The organism is Nocardioides alcanivorans (genome assembly GCF_021555175.1).
In the GTDB taxonomy this organism is placed as follows: domain Bacteria; phylum Actinomycetota; class Actinomycetes; order Propionibacteriales; family Nocardioidaceae; genus Nocardioides; species Nocardioides alcanivorans.
Genome location: NZ_JAKGRW010000002.1, coordinates 222,901 through 242,897, shown reverse-complemented (window position 1 = coordinate 242,897; position 19,997 = coordinate 222,901). Strand labels below are relative to the sequence as shown.

Here is a 19,997-nt window from a genome sequence, read left to right as displayed (position 1 = left end):
ACCTCGCCAGCTGGCCGACCATGTGACCATGAGCGACTTCCACGGAGCTACGCGCGTGCACTCGGGCGACCCGGGCACGCATGGCAGCTGATGTCCAGCGCGGACGATGAGGGCTCCGGCGCAGCCGACGACGGCCAGGAGTCGGCGGCGTCCGGCTTCGCACGCCTGTATCGACGGAGGATGCGACGAAGCAAGCGCATCGCGCTCCGGTGGGCCGGGGACATGCGCCCTCGCCGAAAGCACTTTCGATCCGACCTCGTCGCCGGACTGCCCGGGGCCATCAGCAGCGTCCCGGACGGTATGGCGGCGAGCGTGCTGGCAGGAGTGAACCCGGCGCACGGTCTCTATGCATCGTTCGCCGGACCGATTGCCGGCGGCCTCACCAGCAGTACCCGCCTGATGGTGGTGACCACCACGAGCGCAGCGGCCCTCGCCGCGGGGTCGTCCCTCGCCGCGCTGCCGTCCGAGGAGCGCTCGGGGGGCATGATCTGGCTGACCCTGATGGCGGGCCTGTTGATGCTGGGCGCAGCCGCGCTGAAGTTGAGTCGCTACATCCGGTTCGTCTCCTACTCCGTGATGCTGGGGTTCCTGACCGGCGTCGCCGTCAACATGATCCTGGGTCAGATTCCGGACTTGGTCGGCCTGGAGGCCGACGGCAACCTGGCCCTGACCAAGGCACTCAACGCAGCACTCAACATCGCCGATCTCGACGGTGCCACCGCCATCGCCGGGATGGCGGCGCTCCTCATCCTGATCGTCCTGGCCCGCACGCGTGCCGCTGTCATGAGCTCACTCGTCGCGCTCCTGCTCCCCACGCTCGGCGTGCTGTGGTTCGGCTCCGCGGGCGTCGCGAAGGTCAAGGACGGCGGCGCACTGCCCCATGGCCTGCCCGTCCCCGGGTTCCCCGATGCCTCCTCATTCGACCCGTCCCTCATCCTGGGGGCGGTCTCGGTCGCTGCCATCATCCTCGTGCAGGGAGCCGGTGTCGCCGAAGCCGTGCCGAACACCGACGGGTCGCGATCATCGACCCGGCAGGACTTCACGGCACAGGGCTTCGGCAACATCGCCTCGGCCTTCGTCGGCGGTCAGCCAGTCGGCGGATCGGTGGGCCAGACCGCCCTCAACGTCACGGCCGGTGCCCGGACCCGATGGGCAGGGATCTGGAGCGGAGGCTGGATGGCGATCATCCTCATCTCGCTCTCCCAGGTCGTCGGCGAGGTCGCCATGCCCACGCTCGCAGCCATCCTCGTCTTCGCCGGCTGGAGCACCATTCATCCCGGGGAGATCGTGACCGTGGCCAGGGCGGGGACGATCCCGGCGGTCGCCATGACGGCGACCTTCACCGCCGTGATCTTCCTTCCCATCGCCACGGCGGTCGGGGTAGGGGTCATCGCTTCCATCGTCATGCAGCTCAACCAGGAGACACTGGACCTCCGCGTCGTCCGGCTCTCCCCCACCACCGACGGCGCCATGCGCGAGGCTCCGGTCCCGGTCCGTGTGGGCGATGGCGACGTCGTCGTTCTCAACATCTACGGGTCCCTGTTCTACGCGGGCGCTCGGACGCTCCAGCGGCGCCTGCCACGAGTCGAGGCGCCCGGACATCCGGCACCAGATGGCTCCCGGACCGGGAGTGGGCAGCCGGCCGGTCCTGTCGTCATCCTTCGGCTCCGTGGTCGCACCACGCTTGGCGCGACGTTCCTCAAAGTGGTCGGTGACTATGCGCACGCCTTGGCGGCCGTCCGGGGCGAGCTGTATCTCGCCGGTCTCGAGCCCGAGCTCGTGGATCGGTGGGAGCAGCGGCAACTGGCGAGCAGCCTCGCGAACATCCGGGTGTTCGAGGCCAGACCCCGACTGGGTGCCTCCACCCGGGACGCCCTCGCGACCGCCACGTCGCATCGGCTCACGCCGCGAGGTGATGGAGACTCCGCCGCTTGACCTCGACCCGGCTCGGGGCACGACCTGGCTCAGTCGGGCTCGGTCTCGTCCGGGATCGTGACGACTTCGATGACGTCCACCCCCAGCACGCTGAGAAGGTTCAAGACACCTTGGAGCTCCTGCTGATCGGCCAGGTCGCCGGTCAGAGTGGTCGTCGCCCTCTGCGTGCGCTTGAGCAGCTGCGGGAAGGCGCTCGCCAACTCATCGGACAGTTCGGCGTCGACCCTGATGTGGACCCGTGTCATGCGCGTACCAGCCCCATCCCAGATCAGACCCGGAGCGCGTCCTCACCACGATGAGTCCCTTCGACTCCGCGGAAGTGGCGGGCTTGGCGGGCCATGCGTTGCAGCCTGTCGCATCGACACTAGGGCGCACCGGTCAGACCGTCCTCACCAGAATCGGGGAAGGGGACAGCGAAGGAACGGCCTGCTCGTCCGAGCACTCCTCGCCCGGTTTCACGAGATCCGGGTGATGCGGTCAGCTCGTCGTTCACATGGGATGTGAAGACACGTAGTGGCGCAACCCTGATGGAGGTTCGACCATGTCAGAGCAACACATCCAGGACAGCCCCGCAGGTCACAGCTCTCGGCCGACGAGCACGTGGGCCCGGGGAATGACGGTCTTCGCCGGCGTCATCATGGCCATGGGCGGCACCTTCCAGGCTTTTGCGGGAGTCGTCGCGCTTGCGAACGACGCCTTCTACGTCACGACCACCGACTACGTCATCGAGTTCGACACCACGCTGTGGGGTTGGATCCACTTGGGCACCGGAATCCTGGTGCTGCTCGCCGGATTCGCTGTCTTGAACGGTCAACTCTGGGGACGCGTCGTCGGAATCTCCCTGGCAGTGATCAGCGCACTCATCAACTTCGCATTCATCCCCATCTATCCGTTGTGGTCGATCACCATCATCGCTCTGGACGTCTTCGTGATCTGGGCCCTCGCGCTGCACGGTCGTGACATCACCCGGTGACACCGAGCGACGGTGATGTGAACGCGCGCTGCTCCAGGGAGGAACCGATGACCGAATCCGCTTCGGAGGGCACCCCGCAGACGCGCACCTTCTCCTTCGCCGGCTCGTTCCTCAAGAGCGTTGCCGCGCTGGTGATCGTCCTCGCGGGCCTGCGCGCAGTCTCCGACATCGTCGGTCCGGTCTTCCTCGCCCTGGTCATCACGATCACCCTGCATCCGATACGGGTCTGGCTGGAGCGACGTGGACTGCGTGGCTGGCTTGCCTCGATCATCATGCTGATTGCTGCGTACCTGGTGCTCATCGCTCTCGCCTTCTCCCTCCTGCTGTCAGTCTCCCAACTCGCCGCGCTCATCCCGCAGTACAGCGACCAATTGCTCGACATGGTCGCGTCCGTCGGGAAAGCCCTCTCCGACCTGGGCATGAAGCCGTCGCAGGTGGACGCCATCACCTCGTCCTTCGACCCCGGGAGACTTCTCGATGCCGTCATGGCGCTGCTGTCGGGTGGCGTGTCCCTGCTCGCCAACCTGTTCTTCCTCGTCACGCTCCTGCTCTTCTTCGCCTTCGACACCGACTCCACCCGCCGGAGCCTGGCCGCTGTCGGACGAGAGAGGTTCCCGGGGCCTGTCGATGCCTTGGCGAACTTCGCACGAGGAACTCGCAACTACATGGGCGTCTCCTCGAGTTTCGGTCTGATCGTGGCGGTGGTGGACGGCGTGGTGCTGTACGTGCTCGACGTGCCTGGCGCATTCGTGTGGGCGGTGCTGGCGTTCGTCACCAACTTCATCCCCAACATCGGGTTCGTCATCGGGGTGATTCCGCCGGCCCTCATCGCGTTGTTGGACGGCGGGACCGGCCTGATGATCACGGTGATCGTGCTCTACAGCGTGATCAACTTCGTGATCCAGTCCATGATCCAACCTCGCGTGGTGGGCGACGCAGTGGGACTGTCAGCAACGCTGACCTTCCTGTCGCTGGTGTTCTGGACCTGGCTCGTCGGCCCCGTCGGGGCGCTGCTCGCCGTCCCGTTCAGCCTGCTGACCAAGGCCCTGCTCGTCGAGGCCGATCCGCACAGGCACTGGGCACTGGCCCTGATCGCCGGCAAGCCGCAGCGCGCTGGTCCCGCGATCTCGTCCACCCCTTCGCCCTCTGACGGTTGACGCCGGCCGGAGCGTGCTGCTGCCATGACCGGGGCGACGGACTGCCACCGAGATGATCAGGACAATCAGTGGATCGAGGCACGGGCCGCGCTCATCCTGCGACGTCTTCCGGCGAGCGTCCGCGTCCGCGCGCTGTGGTTCCTCGACCGCTGGCCGGGGCGCGTCCTGGCTCGCTCAGCGCGGCAGTTCATGCGGCTGGAGATGTTCGACCGCTCCATGACCATCGCTGCGCAGTTCTTCACCTCGATCGTCCCGATCCTGATCCTCCTCAGCACGTGGGGAGCCGGTTCCGGCTTGATCATGGATGCGGTGGAGATGCCCGAGACCTCGAGAGCAGCTGTCGAGAGTGCCGTGCAGGGCGCGGGCGCCAGTGCCTTCGGCATCGTGGGCGTCATGGTCGTCCTGGTCTCGGCGACGAGTCTCTCGCGTGCACTCGCCAGGGCGTTGTCCGCGATCTGGTCCCTGCCACGACCTCGCAGTCGCCTGGGAGCCGCGTGGCGCTGGCTGGTGGTTCTCCTGGTGCTGGTGCTCTTCCTGGTCGGGACCAGAATCATCGACGGCACGCTGGACGTCCTACCCCTCGAGACTTCTGGACACTGGCTGCTGGCCTGCTGCTCGGCATGGCGTTGGCGACCTTCGTCCCTTGGGTGCTCCTCGCTGGTGCGGTGCGTCTGAGGGTGCTCGTGCCCGGCGCCTTCCTGTTCTCGGCGGTCCTGCTCACCATCCGGCCACTGTCCTCTGCTTGGTTGCCCCATGCCTTGGCCGTCAGTGCCGAGCGCTACGGGTCCATCGGCGTCGCCTTCACCTACCTGACCTGGCTCTACGTCATCAGCCTCTCCTTCCTCACCTGCGCGGTGGTCGGCAACGCGATAGCGACAGACCGGGGCAGACTGGGCCAGTTCGTACGTGCGACGCACGGCGACGAAGAGTCCGGCAACAACTGAGAACGAGGTCGGATCACCCGGTCCGTGTGACCGCACCGCCGGTGTGTCACCACGATGATGGTGACCCTGCGAGGAGGTGGCTCCGTGGCGGAGACCGAGGTCGAGCACAGCGAACGGTCGTCAGATCCCACTGACCGCCCTGGGGGCCCGAGTCGTGGGCGTGCCGCGGCTGCCCTCATCTGCCTCCTCCTTGCCGCCGTCCTCACGACGCCTGCCGCCGTGGCCTATTGGGGTCAACGCACCCTGAACGACACGCAGCGTTACGTCGCGACTGTGCACCCGCTGGTGAAGTCGCAGGAGGTGCAGGAAGCCATCACCACCGTGGTGACCGATGCGATCGAGCAGCAGGTCGATGTCGAGGGCATGCTGAACGACCTCTTCGCACGCGTCGTCCGTGACCCGGCACGACTGGACCTCCTGGTGGGCCCGCTCTCCGCCGCGGTGTCGAGCCTGATCGAGCGCGAGGTGCGCGACGTCGTCTCCTCCGACGAGTTCGCCGAGTTCTGGGTCCGTGTGAACACCAGGGCCCAGCAGGCTCTGAAACGCGTCCTCACCGGTGACGAGTCGGGGCTCGCGACACTGGAGGACGGTCAGGTGGTCCTCAGCCTCGATGAGCTCATCGAGCGGGTGAAGGAGCGGATCGCCGATCGCGGACTCACCCTCGTGCAGAACGTGCCCGTGCCCCGGACCGAACGCCAACTGGTGTTGATGGAGGCATCGCAGGTCGAGCAACTGCGCACCATCTATGCCTTCGGCAACCCGGTTGCCCAGTGGCTTCTCCCGTTCACCGGGCTCCTCTTCGCCGTCGCTTTCGTGCTCGCCAGGCGCCGCGCCCGGATGACGGTGGCGATCGGCGCCGCGCTGGCGCTCAATGCCCTGATGGTCGCCCTTGCTCTCTCGGTCGGTCGGCAACTGTTCGTGAACGCGAGCGCAGGCACAGCTTTCGGACCAGCGAGCAGAACCTTCTTCGACACACTGCTCGCCTACCTCACGCGCGGTCAGGAGGCAGTTCTCTGGTTGGGGGTGGTGCTGATCGTGGCGGGTTGGTTCGCCGGCACGAACGCGACGGGTACGACGTGCCGCGTCACCCTCGCCCGCGGCCTGGGCCACGTCGGCGAACAGCTTCCGCGCTCCGCGGTCGGCACCCTCGCGCGGTGGTGTGCTGCGAACGCGGGCTGGCTGCGTCCTGCCGTCGTGGTGCTGGGACTGGTGGTGCTGGTGTGGGGCAATGCAGTCACGACCGAGCGCCTGTGGTGGTGCCTCGCCCTGGTCGTTGCCCTCCTCGCCGGACTCCAGGTCCTCATCGGTGCTGGCCGGCCGGCTGCAGCCGCGCCAGCACCACCAGGTTCTCCTGCGTCTCCAGGGGCACGTCCGGATCCAGCAGGCAGGTGACCACGACCAGGCGGCCTTCGTGGTCATCGTCCCAGATGCGTCGGTCCCGAGCCGTCTCGCGTTTCGAGGCCACCAGGGTCCGGGTCACCCGGTAGCGTGACGCGCCGACGATCAGGAGATCCCCTCGCTCCACCAGCACCTGCGCTTGGCCGCTCGTCTCATCGAGACGCAGCAGTGCGTTGCCGGGGCCGCGGCCACCGCGCACCGCGTGCATCGCCACGACGGTGGTGGCGAGCCCGCCCGGTGGGCCGAAGTCGCGGTACCAGTAGGCGGCGGTCAGGGCGGGTGGATTGATCACTCCGTTCACCGTCACGGCACTCTCGAGGGGCACGGACAGGTCCTGTCGAGGTGCCCGGAAGCGCTCACCCGTCGAACGGACGGCCGCTCCTTGCGGATCGGGCCGCTGGTCCCAGACCACCTCCCTGCCGTCGAGGTCCGTGGTCACGTATCGGTCGCCCGTGTCGTCACCGGAGCGCCAGTGAGCCCACCCCAGACCCACGGCGAGGGCGAGCATCACCACGACGAACACCACGAGCGCCTGGCTGCCCCTCTTCCCGGTGTCTTCTCGGCCGGTCATGACCGACGACGGCGCACCATGACGGCGGCTGCGAGCGCGAGCAGCAGGGCGGCGAGTGCCGCCAGCAGAAGCACATCGTCTCGGTCCTGCACCACGGATCCACCGGTGTGCGACTCGGGACCACCCGGGCCGTCGGTGTCGTCCCCGGTGTCGTCCTCGGCCGCGCCGAAGGTGTTGGTGACGACGACCTCGGCGACCTCATCCTCGCCCACGGTCAGCTCGGGCGGCGAGATCGTGCTGTCGTCAGCTCCGCCGGAGTCCGGCTCACTCACGCGGCACCGGGCACCGACCGGGAGATCGTCGTAGGTGGCCACCAGTCCGCGCGTCCGGGACAGCACCCGCTTCCCGTCGTTGCGGATCGGAACGGTCTCACTCACCCCGTCGACGTCGCGAGTGCAGGTGACCTGGACGGTGAAGGTCCGGGAGTTCGCCACGTCTCCCGCGCCGTCTCCGTCGAGCCGCTTGGTCACCTGCACCTCGCCCAGCTCGAAGACGTTGGTCGCCGTCAGCGTCACCGGATCACCCGACGCGATCTCGAACGGGCCGTCCGGGGAGAGGGTGGAAGTGGTCGCACCGCCGGTCGCCGTCTCCGTGGCCGTGCAGACCGCGCCGGCATACATGTCTTCGATGGTGACAGTGAGCGGATTCTCCCCACCGAGGACGACGTCGCCGTCCCACACGGTCTGGTCGTCGACCGGATCGACGCAGGAGAGGTGGATGGTGAAGGGGCCTGCTCCGAACTCCTCCGCGCCGTCGCCCTCGACGACCTTGTCGATCACTAGGGCGCCCACCTCGAAGACGTTGTCGAAGGTCACCTCGTTCGTCACCGCGCCATCGGACCCGTCGGGAGTGAGAACGAGGTCGATCACGGTGTCCCCGGTGACCTCGCCGTCGGCGGTGGAGCCCGTCGAGGTCGTTTCGGCGGCACCCGCTGTGTCGGTCTCCGTGGCGGTGCACGAGGCTCCCGCAGGCAACCCGTCGAACTCGACCTGCTCGCCGGAGTCGAACGAGGCGGCCATCGGCTCGCCGGGTCCGTAGCCGTCGGCGTAGACCGGCTCTCCCAAGAAGATGCACTCGACGCTGAACGTGAACGGGCCGTAGGAAACCGGATTTCCTTCCTCGTCGACGGCGGAGTCGTTCGCTGTCTTGGCCAGGAGCAGGGAGGCGTCCTGATAGGTGTTGGTGGCCCGGATCCGGCGCACCGGCTCGTCGTCGCGCCCCACGGTCACGGTGGTTGCGGTGAACTCCGTCGCACCGGACGCATCGCTGTCCTCCGTCACGGTGCATTCCGAGCCCCAGGGCAGGTCGTCGATCCTGGTGACCTCATCGGGCTCCACCGTGATCGTGCCCTGGTCGCCCAGGTCGACCTCCACTCCTGCGGAGGTGCAGGCGACCTCGAGGGTGAAGGTGTCGGGGGCATAGTCGGCCGCAGGCCCCACGACCAGCTTCACGACCTCCAGCGGCCCGGTCGCCAGCGCCACCCCCACCTTGTTGCCCTCCGACGCCGGAGCCAGCGCGATCGCGCCCGCGTCGTTGGTCTCGCCCGCTTGGGCCACGGTGTTCCACGCGATGGTGTCGGAACCTGCGGTCGGAGACTGGGCGGGCGTCGTCGTGATCAGGTCGAGTTGCACCGTCCCAGTCGGTTGCAGCATGTCCTGCACGAACTCCATCTCGAACTTGAGGGCCCGCGCGTCGGATGGAATGTCCACCGTCCAGCCCTCGGCGGGGTCGAGTCCCTGGTCGATCAGCGTCCACTCCCCGTCGGGACAGCCGTCGGGCGTCTGCAGGTCGGCGACGCAGAGGTCGTCGTCGGCGTCGTAGTAGACACGGATCTCGCTGACGCTTCCCAGCTCGGCGCCCACCAACCGCACCGACTTCGGACCTGGCGCCCACGCGGAGTCACGTGGCAGGTCCACGATCGCACCGGTGTCACCCACCGCAGGGAGGCGGTCGAGGGCATAGATCTTGTCCATCGGCAGGTTGCCGGTGTTGGTGAAGGTCATCCGCCACACCTCGTCCCCGCCGGGCTTGGTGACCGGCACGCAACCGCCCTGGAAGAAGCCATCGGCATTGGGCTCGCAACCGGTGTTGCGGGTGTCCAGCACGCCGAGCTCGTCGTCGACCGCCCGCACCGCCTTGGTGCCCCGGAGCGCCCCGGCGCGGGTCGGATGCACGGTCGTCTCGGTCCGGCACTCGGAGGTCGGCTCGTCGAGCGTGGTCTCGCACTGGTCCCACGGGCGTTCGCCGCTGATGCCGGCCGTGTTGGTGACCTGGGTGTCGCCGGGCAGACCCGGGCGGAAGACCATGTCGATGGTGATCGTGTAGGTTTGGCCGACCTCCAGAACGGTCCCTTCGGGGAAGGTGAACGTCAACACGTCCGGGGTCTCGTCCACCGCCACCTCCGCGGGATCGGTGGGCATCGGAGCGCCGGTCGGCGGCTCGGGTGGTGCCCCGTCGAGCTCGTAGGTGTAGTGCTCATCGGTGTCAGGATTGAGCTGGAGCAGCGGCCCGTCGCCGTCGGAGGGAATCCGGTCGGTGATCACCGGGTCGATGATCGGGACGGCACCGTTGTTGGTGAAGGTCATCGAGTAGGGAATCGTGGAGCTCGGCGGTTGCGCACCACTCGGGGACTTGGTCACCACCACCGAGTTGTTCGCGTGCCGGTACCACAGGGACGCCTCGTCGTCGTCGGTTGCGTGAATCGGCTCACCGCCGACCAGGTCGGCACCGTGGACGTCCACGGCGAGGTCGTTGGTCGCTTCGCCCGCATTCTCCTCGCCCGGCGCCGGTTCGTTGCCTGCCAGGTCGCTGGGCACCGGCCCACCGGTCTGCAGTTCCTCCCGGCGCTGGACCTGCACCGGTACGGGCTGGGTCGGGGTGGCCGGGTTCTCCCAGATGGCACCGTCCTCGCGGGTGAAGGTGAACCGGAGGCCCTGCACGTCCTCTGGTTCGACTCCGTCGGGCAGGGTGAGAGACGCGCCCGGCTCGCCCTCGACCCACTCGGCGTCCTGGAGCGAGACATCGCCTCCCTGCTCCTCGAAGGTCCCGCCCGTGAGGACGTCGACCTGGACCTGGTCGATCGGGGCGGTGAACTGGAAGCCCGGGCCGAAGTCGACGAAGTCGTACTGGTTCCAGAAGGAGGCGTCCACGTCGGTGAGCACCATCTGCTGGGTCCGCGAGGGGCCACTGGGCTGGCCCGTGAGGGTCATGGTGACCGCGGAACGGTCGGGCTCGGTCTGACTGTCGGGGTCGAAGGCCTTGGTGGCCTCCACCCCGATGCCGACCTCCTGCAGGTCGATGGCTGCCGTGTCGGAGTCGGTGCTCGTGACCGGGTCGACTCCGGGGTAGTTGACCAGGTCCGCCGCGACCGCGCTCGCCCTGTTGTCGATGGTGCTGCCGGGTTCGACCGAAGATCCATCGGACCGATGGGTCGGACGCAGCCTCGTGTCGAGGACGAGCACCGCATGCCCGCCTTCCGTGATCCGCCCCGTGTACATCGCGGTGAAGCGGACGACGTCCTCGAGCTCGGACTCGCTGAGTGACAGCGCCTCCTCGCGATTCACCTGCAGACTTCCCCCGTCGTTCAGGAGCAGGGTGATGACCAGATCATCGGCGCCGATCGTCGCCGGGTCGGTGATGGAGACGAAGCCCGAGAGGTTGAACGTGTCGAACGGATCAGTCAGTCCCGCAGGCTCGATGATCGTGAGCCGGTCAACTTGGCGTGGTGTCGTGTTCTCGGCGTCCAAGGTCATGCGCCCGGTGGGCCAGTCGTCAGGGAACTCGGTGCCGGCCGGTGGGACGCCCAGCGGTCCGCCCGTCCAGGTCTTGTCGAGGCTGACGGTCACCGGCACCGGGGAGATGGTGATGATGTCGGAGGCATCCTGGTCGACGACGACGGCATCATCGACGATGACACTGGCGCGAGCGGTGTTGCGGACCTCGCTCGGCTCACCGGCGACGTTGTAGACGGCATCGGAGACGACGGGCACGTCCGGGTCCGAGCGCAGGTCGTCGCGGATGCGGAAGACCGGGTGGATGGCGCGGTCGTTGCCGTTGGAGCGGGCCACCCCGCTGCCCACGGCAGGGGCCGACGGGTCGCCCCCGATCCGGTCCTCGCGCGTGGGACTCTCCTCGAACACCAGGCGGAAGGCGAGCGTGTCCTGCACCGCGTCGTCGGCGACGACGTAGCCGGGGAAGGTCCCGTCGCAAGCCGCAGGGCACGGGTCGCCCGGCGCCCGGACCCAGTCATCCGCGGCCAGGCTGTAGAGCTCCACGCGCGCCACCTGGTCATAGGTGAGGTGAGGGTCCATTGCCGGGGTGATCGGATCGATGCGCACCAGGTCGAAGCTGTCGAAGACCGTGTCTCCCAGACCGGAGGTGCTCGGCTCGGGAACATCGGAGAGGTACATCTGGTCGATGTGGCTGGCCCCGCTCGTCGACCAGGACAGGGTGAGCCCGGCCTCGGAGCCGGTCCGCTCCCCGACCAGCTTGGGCGCGTCCCAGGCCTTGTCGATGAAGTTGGCGTTGCCCGGATCCGGCGGCACCAGGTCGATGACGGGACAGTCGGCCATCACCGCGTCGGCAGGGGGAGCGTCCGGTCCGCTGGCGGCCGAGGAGGCGCAGTCCTCCACCGTCAACTCCTCACCCGCAGCTTCGGGGCGCAGCTCGAAGGTGATGTTGGGACTGACCTCAGTCCCGGGTGGGAACCCCTGGTCGCTGTGGTAGACGAACCGAATGCCCTCGGCGGACTCACTCACCTCCGGCGGCAGCTCTCCGGTGAAGACCTGCGGGCCGGGGATGTCGACCATGTCCGGCACGTCGACCCACTCCGAGCCGTCCCAGTACTGGACGGTCAGGGTCGAGTCCGCAGGGATGGGGGTTTCGGAGATCGTTGTGGGCGCGAAGGCGTCGTACCACGTGTCGCTGTCGAGGTCGGCTGGGTCCTGCACGACGATCTCGGTCGCGTCGGTCGTCGAGGCGGGGAACGGCTCGAGCGTGCCGGAGAGCAGCACGGTGACGAGCTGCCCGGGGATGGAGAAGATCTCATCGGGCTCGATCCGCTTGTCCACGTCGACGGCGAGTCGCTTCTCCAGCGTCGTGAGGGTGTCCTCGGCCGTCGTGTCCCCCTCGAATCCGCCCGGCGCGGTGGTCTCGACGGAGATCTCGTTGGGATGCTCGACCTCGGGAAGCGCTTGGTCGTCGTCAGCAGTCACGACGAACGGAACGATCGCCTCCGCCCCCGGCACGATCGGCCCGGTGAACTCGACGCTGAAACCGACGACCTCGGCCCCGTCCGGAGGATCGGGCAAGGTGTCCGGCGCGGTGGCATCCAGGGTCGTCGAGGAGCCGTCGGCGAACTCATAGGTGACGCTGGCCCCGGTCGCCCCCGTGGGCCAGGCGACCGCCTCGTCCCAACCGGTGAAGGTCAACCCGTTCTCGAATGGATTCGGGGTCGAGCTCGGCTCGGTGATCGTCATGGCGTCCAGGGTCTGGTCGCTGGCGTTCACCCCTGACAACGTCACCGTGCTGGTGCTGCCGACCGCGATCGTGTCGGGGTCGAAGGTCTTCGTCGCGTCCACCGGCAGTTCGTTGCTGGTGATCACGTAGGAGGCGTCCGCCGTGGCCGGGGCGGAGACGTCGGAGTCAAGGCCCACGGTCGCCGTCACCTGGTTGTCGATGGGGCCCTCGCCGGCCTCGGCGATGTTGTCGCGCTGCTCGAGCGTTACGTCGGCCGATCCCGCCTCGCCCGAGGGAATTCCGTCGTCGTCGGTGCTGATGAAGGTGATCCGCAGACCTGTGACCTCCGCAGGATCCACACCCCCGGAATCGTTGCTGGCGGCGCACCCGGACTGCCCGCCACCCAGGCTCCGTCCACGAAGGCGTCGACCTGGACCTGTTCCGCTCCCGGCGGCATCGTGACATCGATCGTTGCGGAGGACAGGCCGAGGTAGGTGAAGGCATTGGGCGTGGCCGCCGGGTCAGTCGGATCGGTGATCGTGACCTCGTCGACGGGAAGGTTGGAACTGCTGCCGCCACTCAACGTCAGCGTGGTCGAGGTCCCCGGACTGGCTATCGCACTTGCTGGGGTGAACGACTTGCCGGTGGTCGCCTCCAGGTCGATCGGGATGTCGGGCACGACCACGAAGCTGTCGCTGGCCGGCTCGGTGTTGGTCCCGTCGGCCGTCGCCGTGTTCACGAGGTCAGCACCGTCCAGCGTCGGCGAGATGTCGGGGTCGACCATGACCGGCACCAGCACGGTCACCGAGGCACCGTCCGGCAGCCCCTGCCCGTCCTCAGGGTCGGAGAGGGGCGCGGTGAAGGTGACGACGACCTGCCCGTCTGCCGCCGCGACGTCTGCTGGAGCACCTTGGACCGTCACACTGCTCTGGGGATCGAGGACGATGCCGTCGGGGAGGCCGTCCTCGAGCACCGCGTTGGTGCAGCCGCCGGAACCGATGTTGGAGCAGGTGATCGTGATCGTGTAGACGAAGGTGTCACCGGGCTCCACGACCTGACCGTCCTGCCAGCCGGTCACACCCTTCGTGACCTGCAGTGCGCCGGGATCCTCCGCGCGAGCCGTCGAAGGCCAGGTGACGCCCGCGAGACCAACCACCATCAACAGCGTGACCAGGCCAGCGAACCTGGTCCTGGTCCGTGAGTGGCGGCGACCCGTCACGGTGTGCTCCTGACTTCCGAGGCGCTTTCGGCCTTTCCAACCTGACCGCGTCATCACCGCTGTGTCCTCACCCAATGCGGGTGAGGACACACTTGGATCGGCGCGGTGGTTGACGTCGCCTGGCCCCGATGGTTCGATCATTTCGGGAGGTTCGCGGCCTTTTCTGGTTGCGGCGGAGGAGGAGGCTCAAGGCCGTGAGGCTTGAGGGCGAGGTCGGCTCGCGCGTATTCGTTGCACCGTCTCGCCTGCACCCGCCACGGCTTCCCGGCACCTTCGTGAGCCGCGCCCGCCTCCTGCAGGACGTGGCTGATCTCCATCAAGCCACCTTGGTGTGCGCGCCGGCCGGGTCGGGCAAGACCATGCTGGTCGCTGACTGGGCCCGGCGGAGAAGCGCCGTCGGTGAGCCGGTGGCGTGGCTGACACTCGACGACAGCGACGATCGGCCCTACGAGTTCTGGTCTGCGGTGGTCCAAGCCCTGACAGCCGCTTCCGAGGGCCGGTACGCCGCCACGTTCGAAGCGCTCAGCCTTCCACCTTCCGGGCTCGAACCCAGATTCGTCGCTGGCCTGGCCCAGACCGTCGCAAAATCGGAGCTCCGATGGCTGGTGCTCGACGACATCCACAGACTGAGTCACCCAGACGTCCTTGCAGGTCTGAGTGTCCTGATCGGAGAGCTCCCTCCGACCACGGGGGTCATCCTCGTCTCCCGCTCGGAGCCGAGCATCAACCTGCACACACTCAAGCTCCAGGGGTCACTCGCCGAGATTCGCGGCCCAGACCTGGCCTTCACGGAGAACGAGGCCGAAGCACTGTTTGCCCAGGTGACGAGCCGCGTCGCCCCGTCCGATGTGTCCCGCTTGGTGATCCGGACCGAGGGCTGGGCCGTTGGGCTACGCCTGGCGGCCATCTCCGTGAGGGCAACACCAGACCCCGCCAGCTTCATCTCGGCCTTCGAGGGCGACCAGCGTGCCGTCGCGGACTACCTCTTCACGGAGGTGATCAACTATCTGCCCCCAGACGTCTTCGACTTCCTGCTCTCCACCTGTGTCCCGAAACAGTTGTCGGTGGAGCTGGCTGCGCACCTCTCGGGCAGGAAGGACGCCGGTGAGCTCCTGAACCTGTTGTGCCGGGCCAACGCTCTCGTGGTTCAGACGCAGGACGCCTCATGGCATCGCTATCACAGCATGCTGCGCAGCTTCTTGATGGCGACCTTGGAGGACAACGATGCCCAGGCGACCCGTCGGCAGCATGTTCGGGCGGCGCTGTGGTTCGACGAGCACGGCGACCCTGCCTCCGCCCTGGAACACGCCGCGCTCGGCGGTGATGACGACCTGCTCCACGAACTGGTGCGGGACAACGGCCTGCACATGATCCTCCAGGGACAGGGCGGCAAGGTCCACCCGCTCGTCGGTCCTGCCTCTCGGAAGACGGATCTGCGAGTTGCGACCATCGCCGCCCTCGACGCGCTCGACGTCTCCGACCTGGATGCCGCCGACGGCTTCCTCCGGCTGCTGTCGGCCAACTCGCACTTTCCCACAGACAGCAGGTTCACGGCGATGCGTGCAGCAGCCGTCGTGCAGCGGGCGATCCTCGGTGGTGACGTCCCACGCGCTCTCGCCGAGAGCGCGATCCTCGAGTTGCCCGCCACCGGTGATCCCGACGTCGACCTCCTCGTCCTCAGTTGCCGTCCGCCCTCGCGGATGCGCAGTGGCGACTATCGGGGGCGATCCGCGACCTCGAGCAAGCCCTCGGTCTCGCCCGCGCCGGGCGTTACGACCAGTGGGTGCTGGAGACCTTGGCACAACTGTCTGGTCTGCACGGTGCAGCGTGCGAGTGGGCGGACTCGCTCTACTGGGCGCAGCGGGCCATCGACTTCGCCGACCGGCGTGGTTGGGCCGACTCCCCCGACTCGCCTACGCCTATCTGCTCGCCGCATGGACCGCGTTCCAGACCGGCGACGTCCCCGCGCAGGCCGCTTATGCCGAGCGTGGGATGCAAGCCCTGGGTGGGGTGAACAACGTAGAGGTCGAGACCGGTGTGCGCAGCATGTATGCACTCGCCTCCTTCGAGCGGGCGTCAGGGTCCGACCGCGTGCACGCCGTTTCGGACTTCCATCAGATCTGGCAGGACACGGATGCCGCCGAAGAGGTGTCGCCGGCGCTCATCAGCCAGGCAACTCCGCAGGAGGTCCGCATCTGTCTGCTCACCGGGCACACCTGGTGGGCCGAGGAGGCTGCGGACCGCGTCCAGCGTCAACTGCCCGACAGCTCGGAGGCAGCCACGGTGTGGGCCCAGATCCTGGCTGCTCGCGGAAGCACCCGTGAGGCACTCAAGATCCTGCGTCCTGCCCTGGATGGAGAACTCAGCTCCCATGCGCCGACCACCGAGGTCACGGCCCACGTCCTTGCAGCAACGCTGGAGGCAAGTCTCGACAACCCGCATCGGGCCTTCAACGCCCTCGAGACCGCGTTGGAGTGGGCGGCTCCGAACGCATTCCGCCGCGCCTTCCTCGATGCCTGGGAGGATCTCGAGCCCATCCTGCGAGCCAACCGGGGGCGTTTCGGGGCCGCTGAGGAGTTCGTTTCGGACCTGTTCGGATCCCAGCACCATCAGGGGCGACGGCCCCGCGCGGTCCTCAACAACACCCTCACGGAGAAGGAGTTCGCCGTGCTGCGCGATCTCCCGGCGATGTTGACCCTGAGCGAGATTGCCGAGGCCCGCGGCGTCAGTGAGAACACCGTGAAGACACACGTGCGGTCGATCTACCAGAAGCTGGGCGCGAACAGTCGGGCAGCGGCGGTGCGGGAAGCGCGTGAGCGCGGCATCATCTGACCTCCCCTTCACCGGTTTCGGGGGAAGCGCTTCGTTGATCGCCTGAGCACGCTGGTTCCGTCCCGGTCCGCCAAGTGCAGGAGCGCCATGTCAGGTCTGATCCTCATCCTGGTGGGTGCCTTGCTGTGCTTCGCGGGCTCCAAGTCCGTCCGGTTGGCCGTCCTCACCGCGGGCTTCGGAACCGGCTGGCTGCTCGCCGAACTCTTCGATGCCTCGACCACGGTTGCACTGGTCATCGCCCTGGCAGCGGCGTTCGCCACCTTGGTGACGGCCTTGCTCGTGTCCAAGTCGCTCTTCTTCGTCGCCGGCGTGGTCGTGGGAAGCGTGGTGGGCGCGAAGATCTTCGTGATCATCGCCGACCAACCCCGTGACTGGCTCGCTGCGATCGTGGTCGTGCCCGCGGTGGCGCTGCTCTGCGGCTGGCTCACCGCACGCTGGGAGAAGACCTTCCTCCGCTGGGGCACGGCTGCGGCAGGAGCTGCGCTGATCCTTTCCGGCGTGGGCCGGACCGGGGTCGACGGGACCGACCACCTGTGGCGGCCCGAGTCCACCGTGGGTGCCGTCCTCCTGGCGGGGCTGTGGATCGCTGTCACCGTGGTGGGCCAGAGAGTCCAAGCGGGCGACGCCAAGGGAGCCGAGGACCAGAAGAAGCCAGCTCACTGATGCATGCCGGGTCGACCGCAGGACAAGGCGCTCGGGCGCCGGAGAGGGAACTTCATGTCACAGACCACCGAATCCACCCCGGGGACGCAGCACGTCCACCCACAGCGCCGCACGCTCCTGCTCGGCGCCCGCGTCCTGGGCTACGGCGTGTATCTCTACCTCGTCGTGACCGAGATCGTGCTCACCCTTGGCTTCTTCCTATTGCTCTTCGGAGCCAATCCAGGGCCGCCCTTCGTCCAGTGGGCATACCGATCTCTGGATCGGGCGATGGAACCGTTCCGCGGAATCTTCACCTCCATCGAACTCGGGCAGACCGGAAATCAGGTCGAGGCCGTTCTGGACACCTCGATCATCTTCGCGATGATCGTCTACGGCATCATCGCCTGGTCGGTTCACGCCGGAATCGACTGGCTGGCTGATCGGATCGCGCACCTCGACCGGCTGGACGAGCAGGCACGACGCGACCGAGCTCAAGCACAGGCAACCCAGCAAGCACAGGCTCAGTGGGCTCAAGCGTCCCAGGCAACGCCCGAACAGACACGGCAGTACCCGCCGGCTGACCCCGATCGCGCCTGAGCGCGCGTCGGGCTCAACCTCGAACGGCCTCTTCGACCGTCGGCTTCACGTGGCCGTCGGCCTCGAGTCCGGCGAACCAGGGCGAACGACGTGCCACGTCGAGAAGCTCCGGTGCAAGAGCGGCGACGACGAGTTCGACGCCGTCGCTATCCAAGTCCGCGTGCAACGCCTCAAGCGTGTCCAGGAGCGGGACCGTCACCCGCCGAACGGCAACGCAGTCCAACACAACGGTTCGGAGCCCCGGCTCGCTGAGCGCACGCGCCAGCACGTCGTCCTGGGTCGGGCGGGCGTTCCCGGCATACACGGTCCCCTGGAGTCGGAGCGCCATCACTTCGTTCCCGACGTCGTTCCCTTCCCAGGGCTGGGCTTGGCTGCGGCTGACCTCACGAAGCACCAACACCAGCGTGAGGCCGACGCCGACGGCCACCGCGGTGATCAGCCCTGCGGTGAGGCCGGCCGCAGCGGTGATGACTGCCACCCAGAACTCAGCCCGATCGATCCGAAGCAGGGTCGTGAATTCGTCGGGACGGATCAGCCCGACGACCGCGACCAGCACCATCGACGCGAGGACAGCAGCGGGAAGGTCAGCCAGGACGGGACCGAGGAAGAGCGCAACGAGCACGGCAAGCGCCGCCGTGGTGATGCCGGCCAACTGGGACGCCGCGCCGGCCCTCTGGTTGACAGCGCTCTGGGAGAGTCCGCCCGCAGGCGGAAGGCTCTGGGAGAACCCGCCCGCGAGTGCTGCGATGCCATTGGCGAGGAGTTCGCGCTGCGGATCGATGGGCGGGTCGGCACGCCGCCTCTGGGCCCGGGCCACGATCACCGTCTCCATGAACGCCATCACAGCGATGGCCAGCGCCCCCGGCAGCAGGGTCAGCACATCCGACCACAGGGGAACCGACGGCGTCGGCAGGCCCGTGGGCACCCGGCCGACCAGGTCGAGTCCGTGCTCTTCGATCGGGGTGCACGCGACCACCAGGATCGCCACGGTCACGACGACCAGCGGGCCAGGTATCCGTGGCAGGAACCTGCGCAGAAGCAGGAGGGAGGCCACCGCGGTGACGGAGATCGCGACAGTGCCGACGTCGGCGCTCTCCACCTTCCGCGCCACATCTGCGACGGTCCGGAAGAAGCCCGCATCAGCCGCCCCGCTGGACACTCCGAGGAGCGCCGGGAGCTGGGTGGCCACGACGGTGAGCCCCACCCCCGTCTTCACCCCGGTCATCGTCGCCGGACTGACCTGTTCCACGACGGAACCGAGACGGAACAGCCGCATCAGGAGGAGGCATGTGCCCACGAGAACCGTCAGCGTGAAGACCGCCCGCAGCAACTGCGCGTCCGTCCGGTCAGGCAGTGAGCCGACCGTGGTCGCCGTCAGGATCGCGATCGTCGAGGTGGTGGACATGCTCAACGTCCGTGAGCCGCCCATCAGCGCATACACGAGCATGGGGAGCATGCACGTGTAGAGGCCGATCTCGACGGGCAGCCCGGCGATCGTGGCGTAGGCCATGGCCTGGGGGATGACGACGGCACCGGTCACGAGTCCGGCGAGGAGATCGCGCCACACCGACGCCGGCGCCTGAGGCCACAGGCTGGGCCCCAGCCATCGGCCCGGACTCACGGACTCGGATCGCTCATGCGCTGCTGCGCCCGCATCCTCAGGGCCTCGGCAGACGCGAGGATCCCGACGGCGATCAACCACAGGCACAGCACACCGACCATGACCTTCAACGACAGCTCAGGATTGACCAGGAGGAAGCCTCCCATGAGGGAGCTGATCAGGGCCATCGCCAACCCCAGGCCACGGTGGGCAGCCTTGGGGGCGGCAGCAATCCTGACGATGTCCACGATCCCCGAGATCAGCCACCAAGCACCGAGGATGATGCTGAGCGCGAGCAGGGTCTGCAACGGGGCGCGCAGGCACAGGAGCCCAACGATCATGGCGAGGGCACCTGTCAGGGCAAGCAGCACTCGGTCACCACTGGGCAGCCTGCCGGGTGCAATCGCCAGCACGACGCGCATCACCGCGGTGAGGATCAGCTGAATCGCGATGATGACGCCGCACACACGTAACGTCTCACCCGGCCAAACTGCCAGGACGACTCCGAGCCCCAAGGTCACCAGACCGTAGGTGAGGACGAGCCCCCAGTGATCGGCGAAACGCATCCACCGAACGGCGCTCTCCCACTGCGTATCCTCGCCGACAGCATCCGACATGCCCGCAGCCTCCTAGCGCTCGACAGTGACACAGCCATGCTGAGGCCGGCCAGTG

Annotated in this window: 16 protein-coding genes and 1 pseudogene; 10 read left to right on the top strand and 7 right to left on the bottom strand. The window is 67.8% G+C overall.

Annotated features, from left to right (window positions below):
- The first annotated feature begins 90 nt into the window (after positions 1-90).
- Positions 91-1,935: a SulP family inorganic anion transporter gene (locus tag L1066_RS01275; RefSeq protein WP_235734557.1), complete on the top strand. Its 1,845-nt coding sequence runs from the start codon at positions 91-93 to the stop codon at positions 1,933-1,935.
- A gap of 29 nt (positions 1,936-1,964) precedes the next feature.
- Here the strand turns inward: L1066_RS01275 and L1066_RS01270 are convergent, their stop codons facing one another.
- Positions 1,965-2,180, bottom strand: a complete 216-nt coding sequence (locus tag L1066_RS01270; protein ID WP_235734556.1) for a DUF8691 family protein — start codon at positions 2,178-2,180, stop codon at positions 1,965-1,967.
- A 296-nt stretch (positions 2,181-2,476) separates the two neighbouring features.
- On the opposite strand from L1066_RS01270, the gene L1066_RS01265 reads away from it, so the two are divergent.
- From L1066_RS01265 to L1066_RS01245, 5 genes are all read left to right on the top strand, one after another.
- Entirely contained in the window at positions 2,477-2,908 is a 432-nt protein-coding gene (locus L1066_RS01265; protein WP_235734555.1) for a DUF7144 family membrane protein, read from the top strand.
- A gap of 47 nt (positions 2,909-2,955) precedes the next feature.
- Positions 2,956-4,065 (top strand): AI-2E family transporter, encoded by a 1,110-nt coding sequence (locus L1066_RS01260; RefSeq protein ID WP_235734554.1) that lies wholly within the window; start codon positions 2,956-2,958, stop codon positions 4,063-4,065.
- A gap of 24 nt (positions 4,066-4,089) precedes the next feature.
- Positions 4,090-4,740 carry a YhjD/YihY/BrkB family envelope integrity protein gene (locus L1066_RS01255; protein ID WP_235734553.1) on the top strand — a complete coding sequence of 217 codons (651 nt, stop codon included), beginning with the start codon at positions 4,090-4,092 and terminating at the stop codon, positions 4,738-4,740.
- Positions 4,731-5,009 (top strand): hypothetical protein, encoded by a 279-nt coding sequence (locus tag L1066_RS01250; RefSeq protein WP_235734552.1) that lies wholly within the window; start codon positions 4,731-4,733, stop codon positions 5,007-5,009. The genes L1066_RS01255 and L1066_RS01250 overlap by 10 nt, the downstream gene beginning before the upstream one ends.
- An 84-nt stretch (positions 5,010-5,093) precedes the next feature.
- Positions 5,094-6,401: a hypothetical protein gene (locus tag L1066_RS01245; RefSeq protein WP_235734551.1), complete on the top strand. Its 1,308-nt coding sequence runs from the start codon at positions 5,094-5,096 to the stop codon at positions 6,399-6,401.
- On the opposite strand, the gene L1066_RS01240 is transcribed toward L1066_RS01245, so the two are convergent.
- The 3 genes from L1066_RS01240 to L1066_RS01230 are packed head-to-tail and all read right to left on the bottom strand — an operon-like array spanning position 6,310 to position 13,654.
- Complete coding sequence (locus L1066_RS01240) at positions 6,310-6,978, bottom strand: class F sortase (protein WP_235734550.1); 669 nt, start codon at positions 6,976-6,978, stop codon at positions 6,310-6,312. The two genes, L1066_RS01245 and L1066_RS01240, sit on opposite strands and share 92 nt — an antisense overlap.
- Positions 6,975-12,794, bottom strand: coding sequence for a DUF5979 domain-containing protein (locus L1066_RS27375; protein WP_235734549.1), 5,820 nt, complete (start codon positions 12,792-12,794; stop codon positions 6,975-6,977). The genes L1066_RS01240 and L1066_RS27375 overlap by 4 nt, the downstream gene beginning before the upstream one ends.
- A complete protein-coding gene (locus L1066_RS01230; protein ID WP_235734548.1) occupies positions 12,701-13,654 on the bottom strand; it encodes a COG1361 family protein in 954 nt (317 codons plus the stop codon). Before L1066_RS01230 ends, L1066_RS27375 begins: the two co-directional genes overlap by 94 nt.
- 128 nt (positions 13,655-13,782) lie before the next feature.
- Here L1066_RS01230 and L1066_RS29250 point away from each other — a divergent pair.
- Positions 13,783-14,826: pseudogene (locus L1066_RS29250) on the top strand (winged helix-turn-helix domain-containing protein); the annotation flags it as partial.
- Here L1066_RS29250 and L1066_RS01225 read toward each other — a convergent pair.
- A complete protein-coding gene (locus L1066_RS01225) occupies positions 14,818-15,054 on the bottom strand; it encodes a hypothetical protein (protein ID WP_235734547.1) in 237 nt (78 codons plus the stop codon). The pseudogene L1066_RS29250 and the gene L1066_RS01225 overlap by 9 nt on opposite strands.
- A 490-nt stretch (positions 15,055-15,544) precedes the next feature.
- Between L1066_RS01225 and L1066_RS01220 the strand changes: the two genes are divergently transcribed.
- From L1066_RS01220 to L1066_RS01210, 3 genes are all read left to right on the top strand, one after another.
- Entirely contained in the window at positions 15,545-16,486 is a 942-nt protein-coding gene (locus L1066_RS01220) for a helix-turn-helix transcriptional regulator (protein WP_235734546.1), read from the top strand.
- 87 nt (positions 16,487-16,573) lie between these two features.
- The gene (locus L1066_RS01215) at positions 16,574-17,149 is read left to right on the top strand and encodes a TM7S3/TM198-like domain-containing protein (RefSeq protein ID WP_235734545.1); all 576 of its coding nucleotides are present in this window, start codon (positions 16,574-16,576) and stop codon (positions 17,147-17,149) included.
- 147 nt (positions 17,150-17,296) lie between these two features.
- Entirely contained in the window at positions 17,297-17,725 is a 429-nt protein-coding gene (locus L1066_RS01210; RefSeq protein ID WP_235734544.1) for a YggT family protein, read from the top strand.
- Positions 17,726-17,738: 13 nt separating this feature from the next.
- On the opposite strand, the gene L1066_RS01205 is transcribed toward L1066_RS01210, so the two are convergent.
- The gene (locus L1066_RS01205) at positions 17,739-19,292 is read right to left on the bottom strand and encodes a SulP family inorganic anion transporter (RefSeq protein ID WP_235734543.1); all 1,554 of its coding nucleotides are present in this window, start codon (positions 19,290-19,292) and stop codon (positions 17,739-17,741) included.
- A 50-nt stretch (positions 19,293-19,342) separates the two neighbouring features.
- Positions 19,343-19,891 carry an HdeD family acid-resistance protein gene (locus L1066_RS01200; RefSeq protein WP_235734542.1) on the bottom strand — a complete coding sequence of 183 codons (549 nt, stop codon included), beginning with the start codon at positions 19,889-19,891 and terminating at the stop codon, positions 19,343-19,345.
- Between the last annotated feature and the right edge of the window lie 106 nt (positions 19,892-19,997).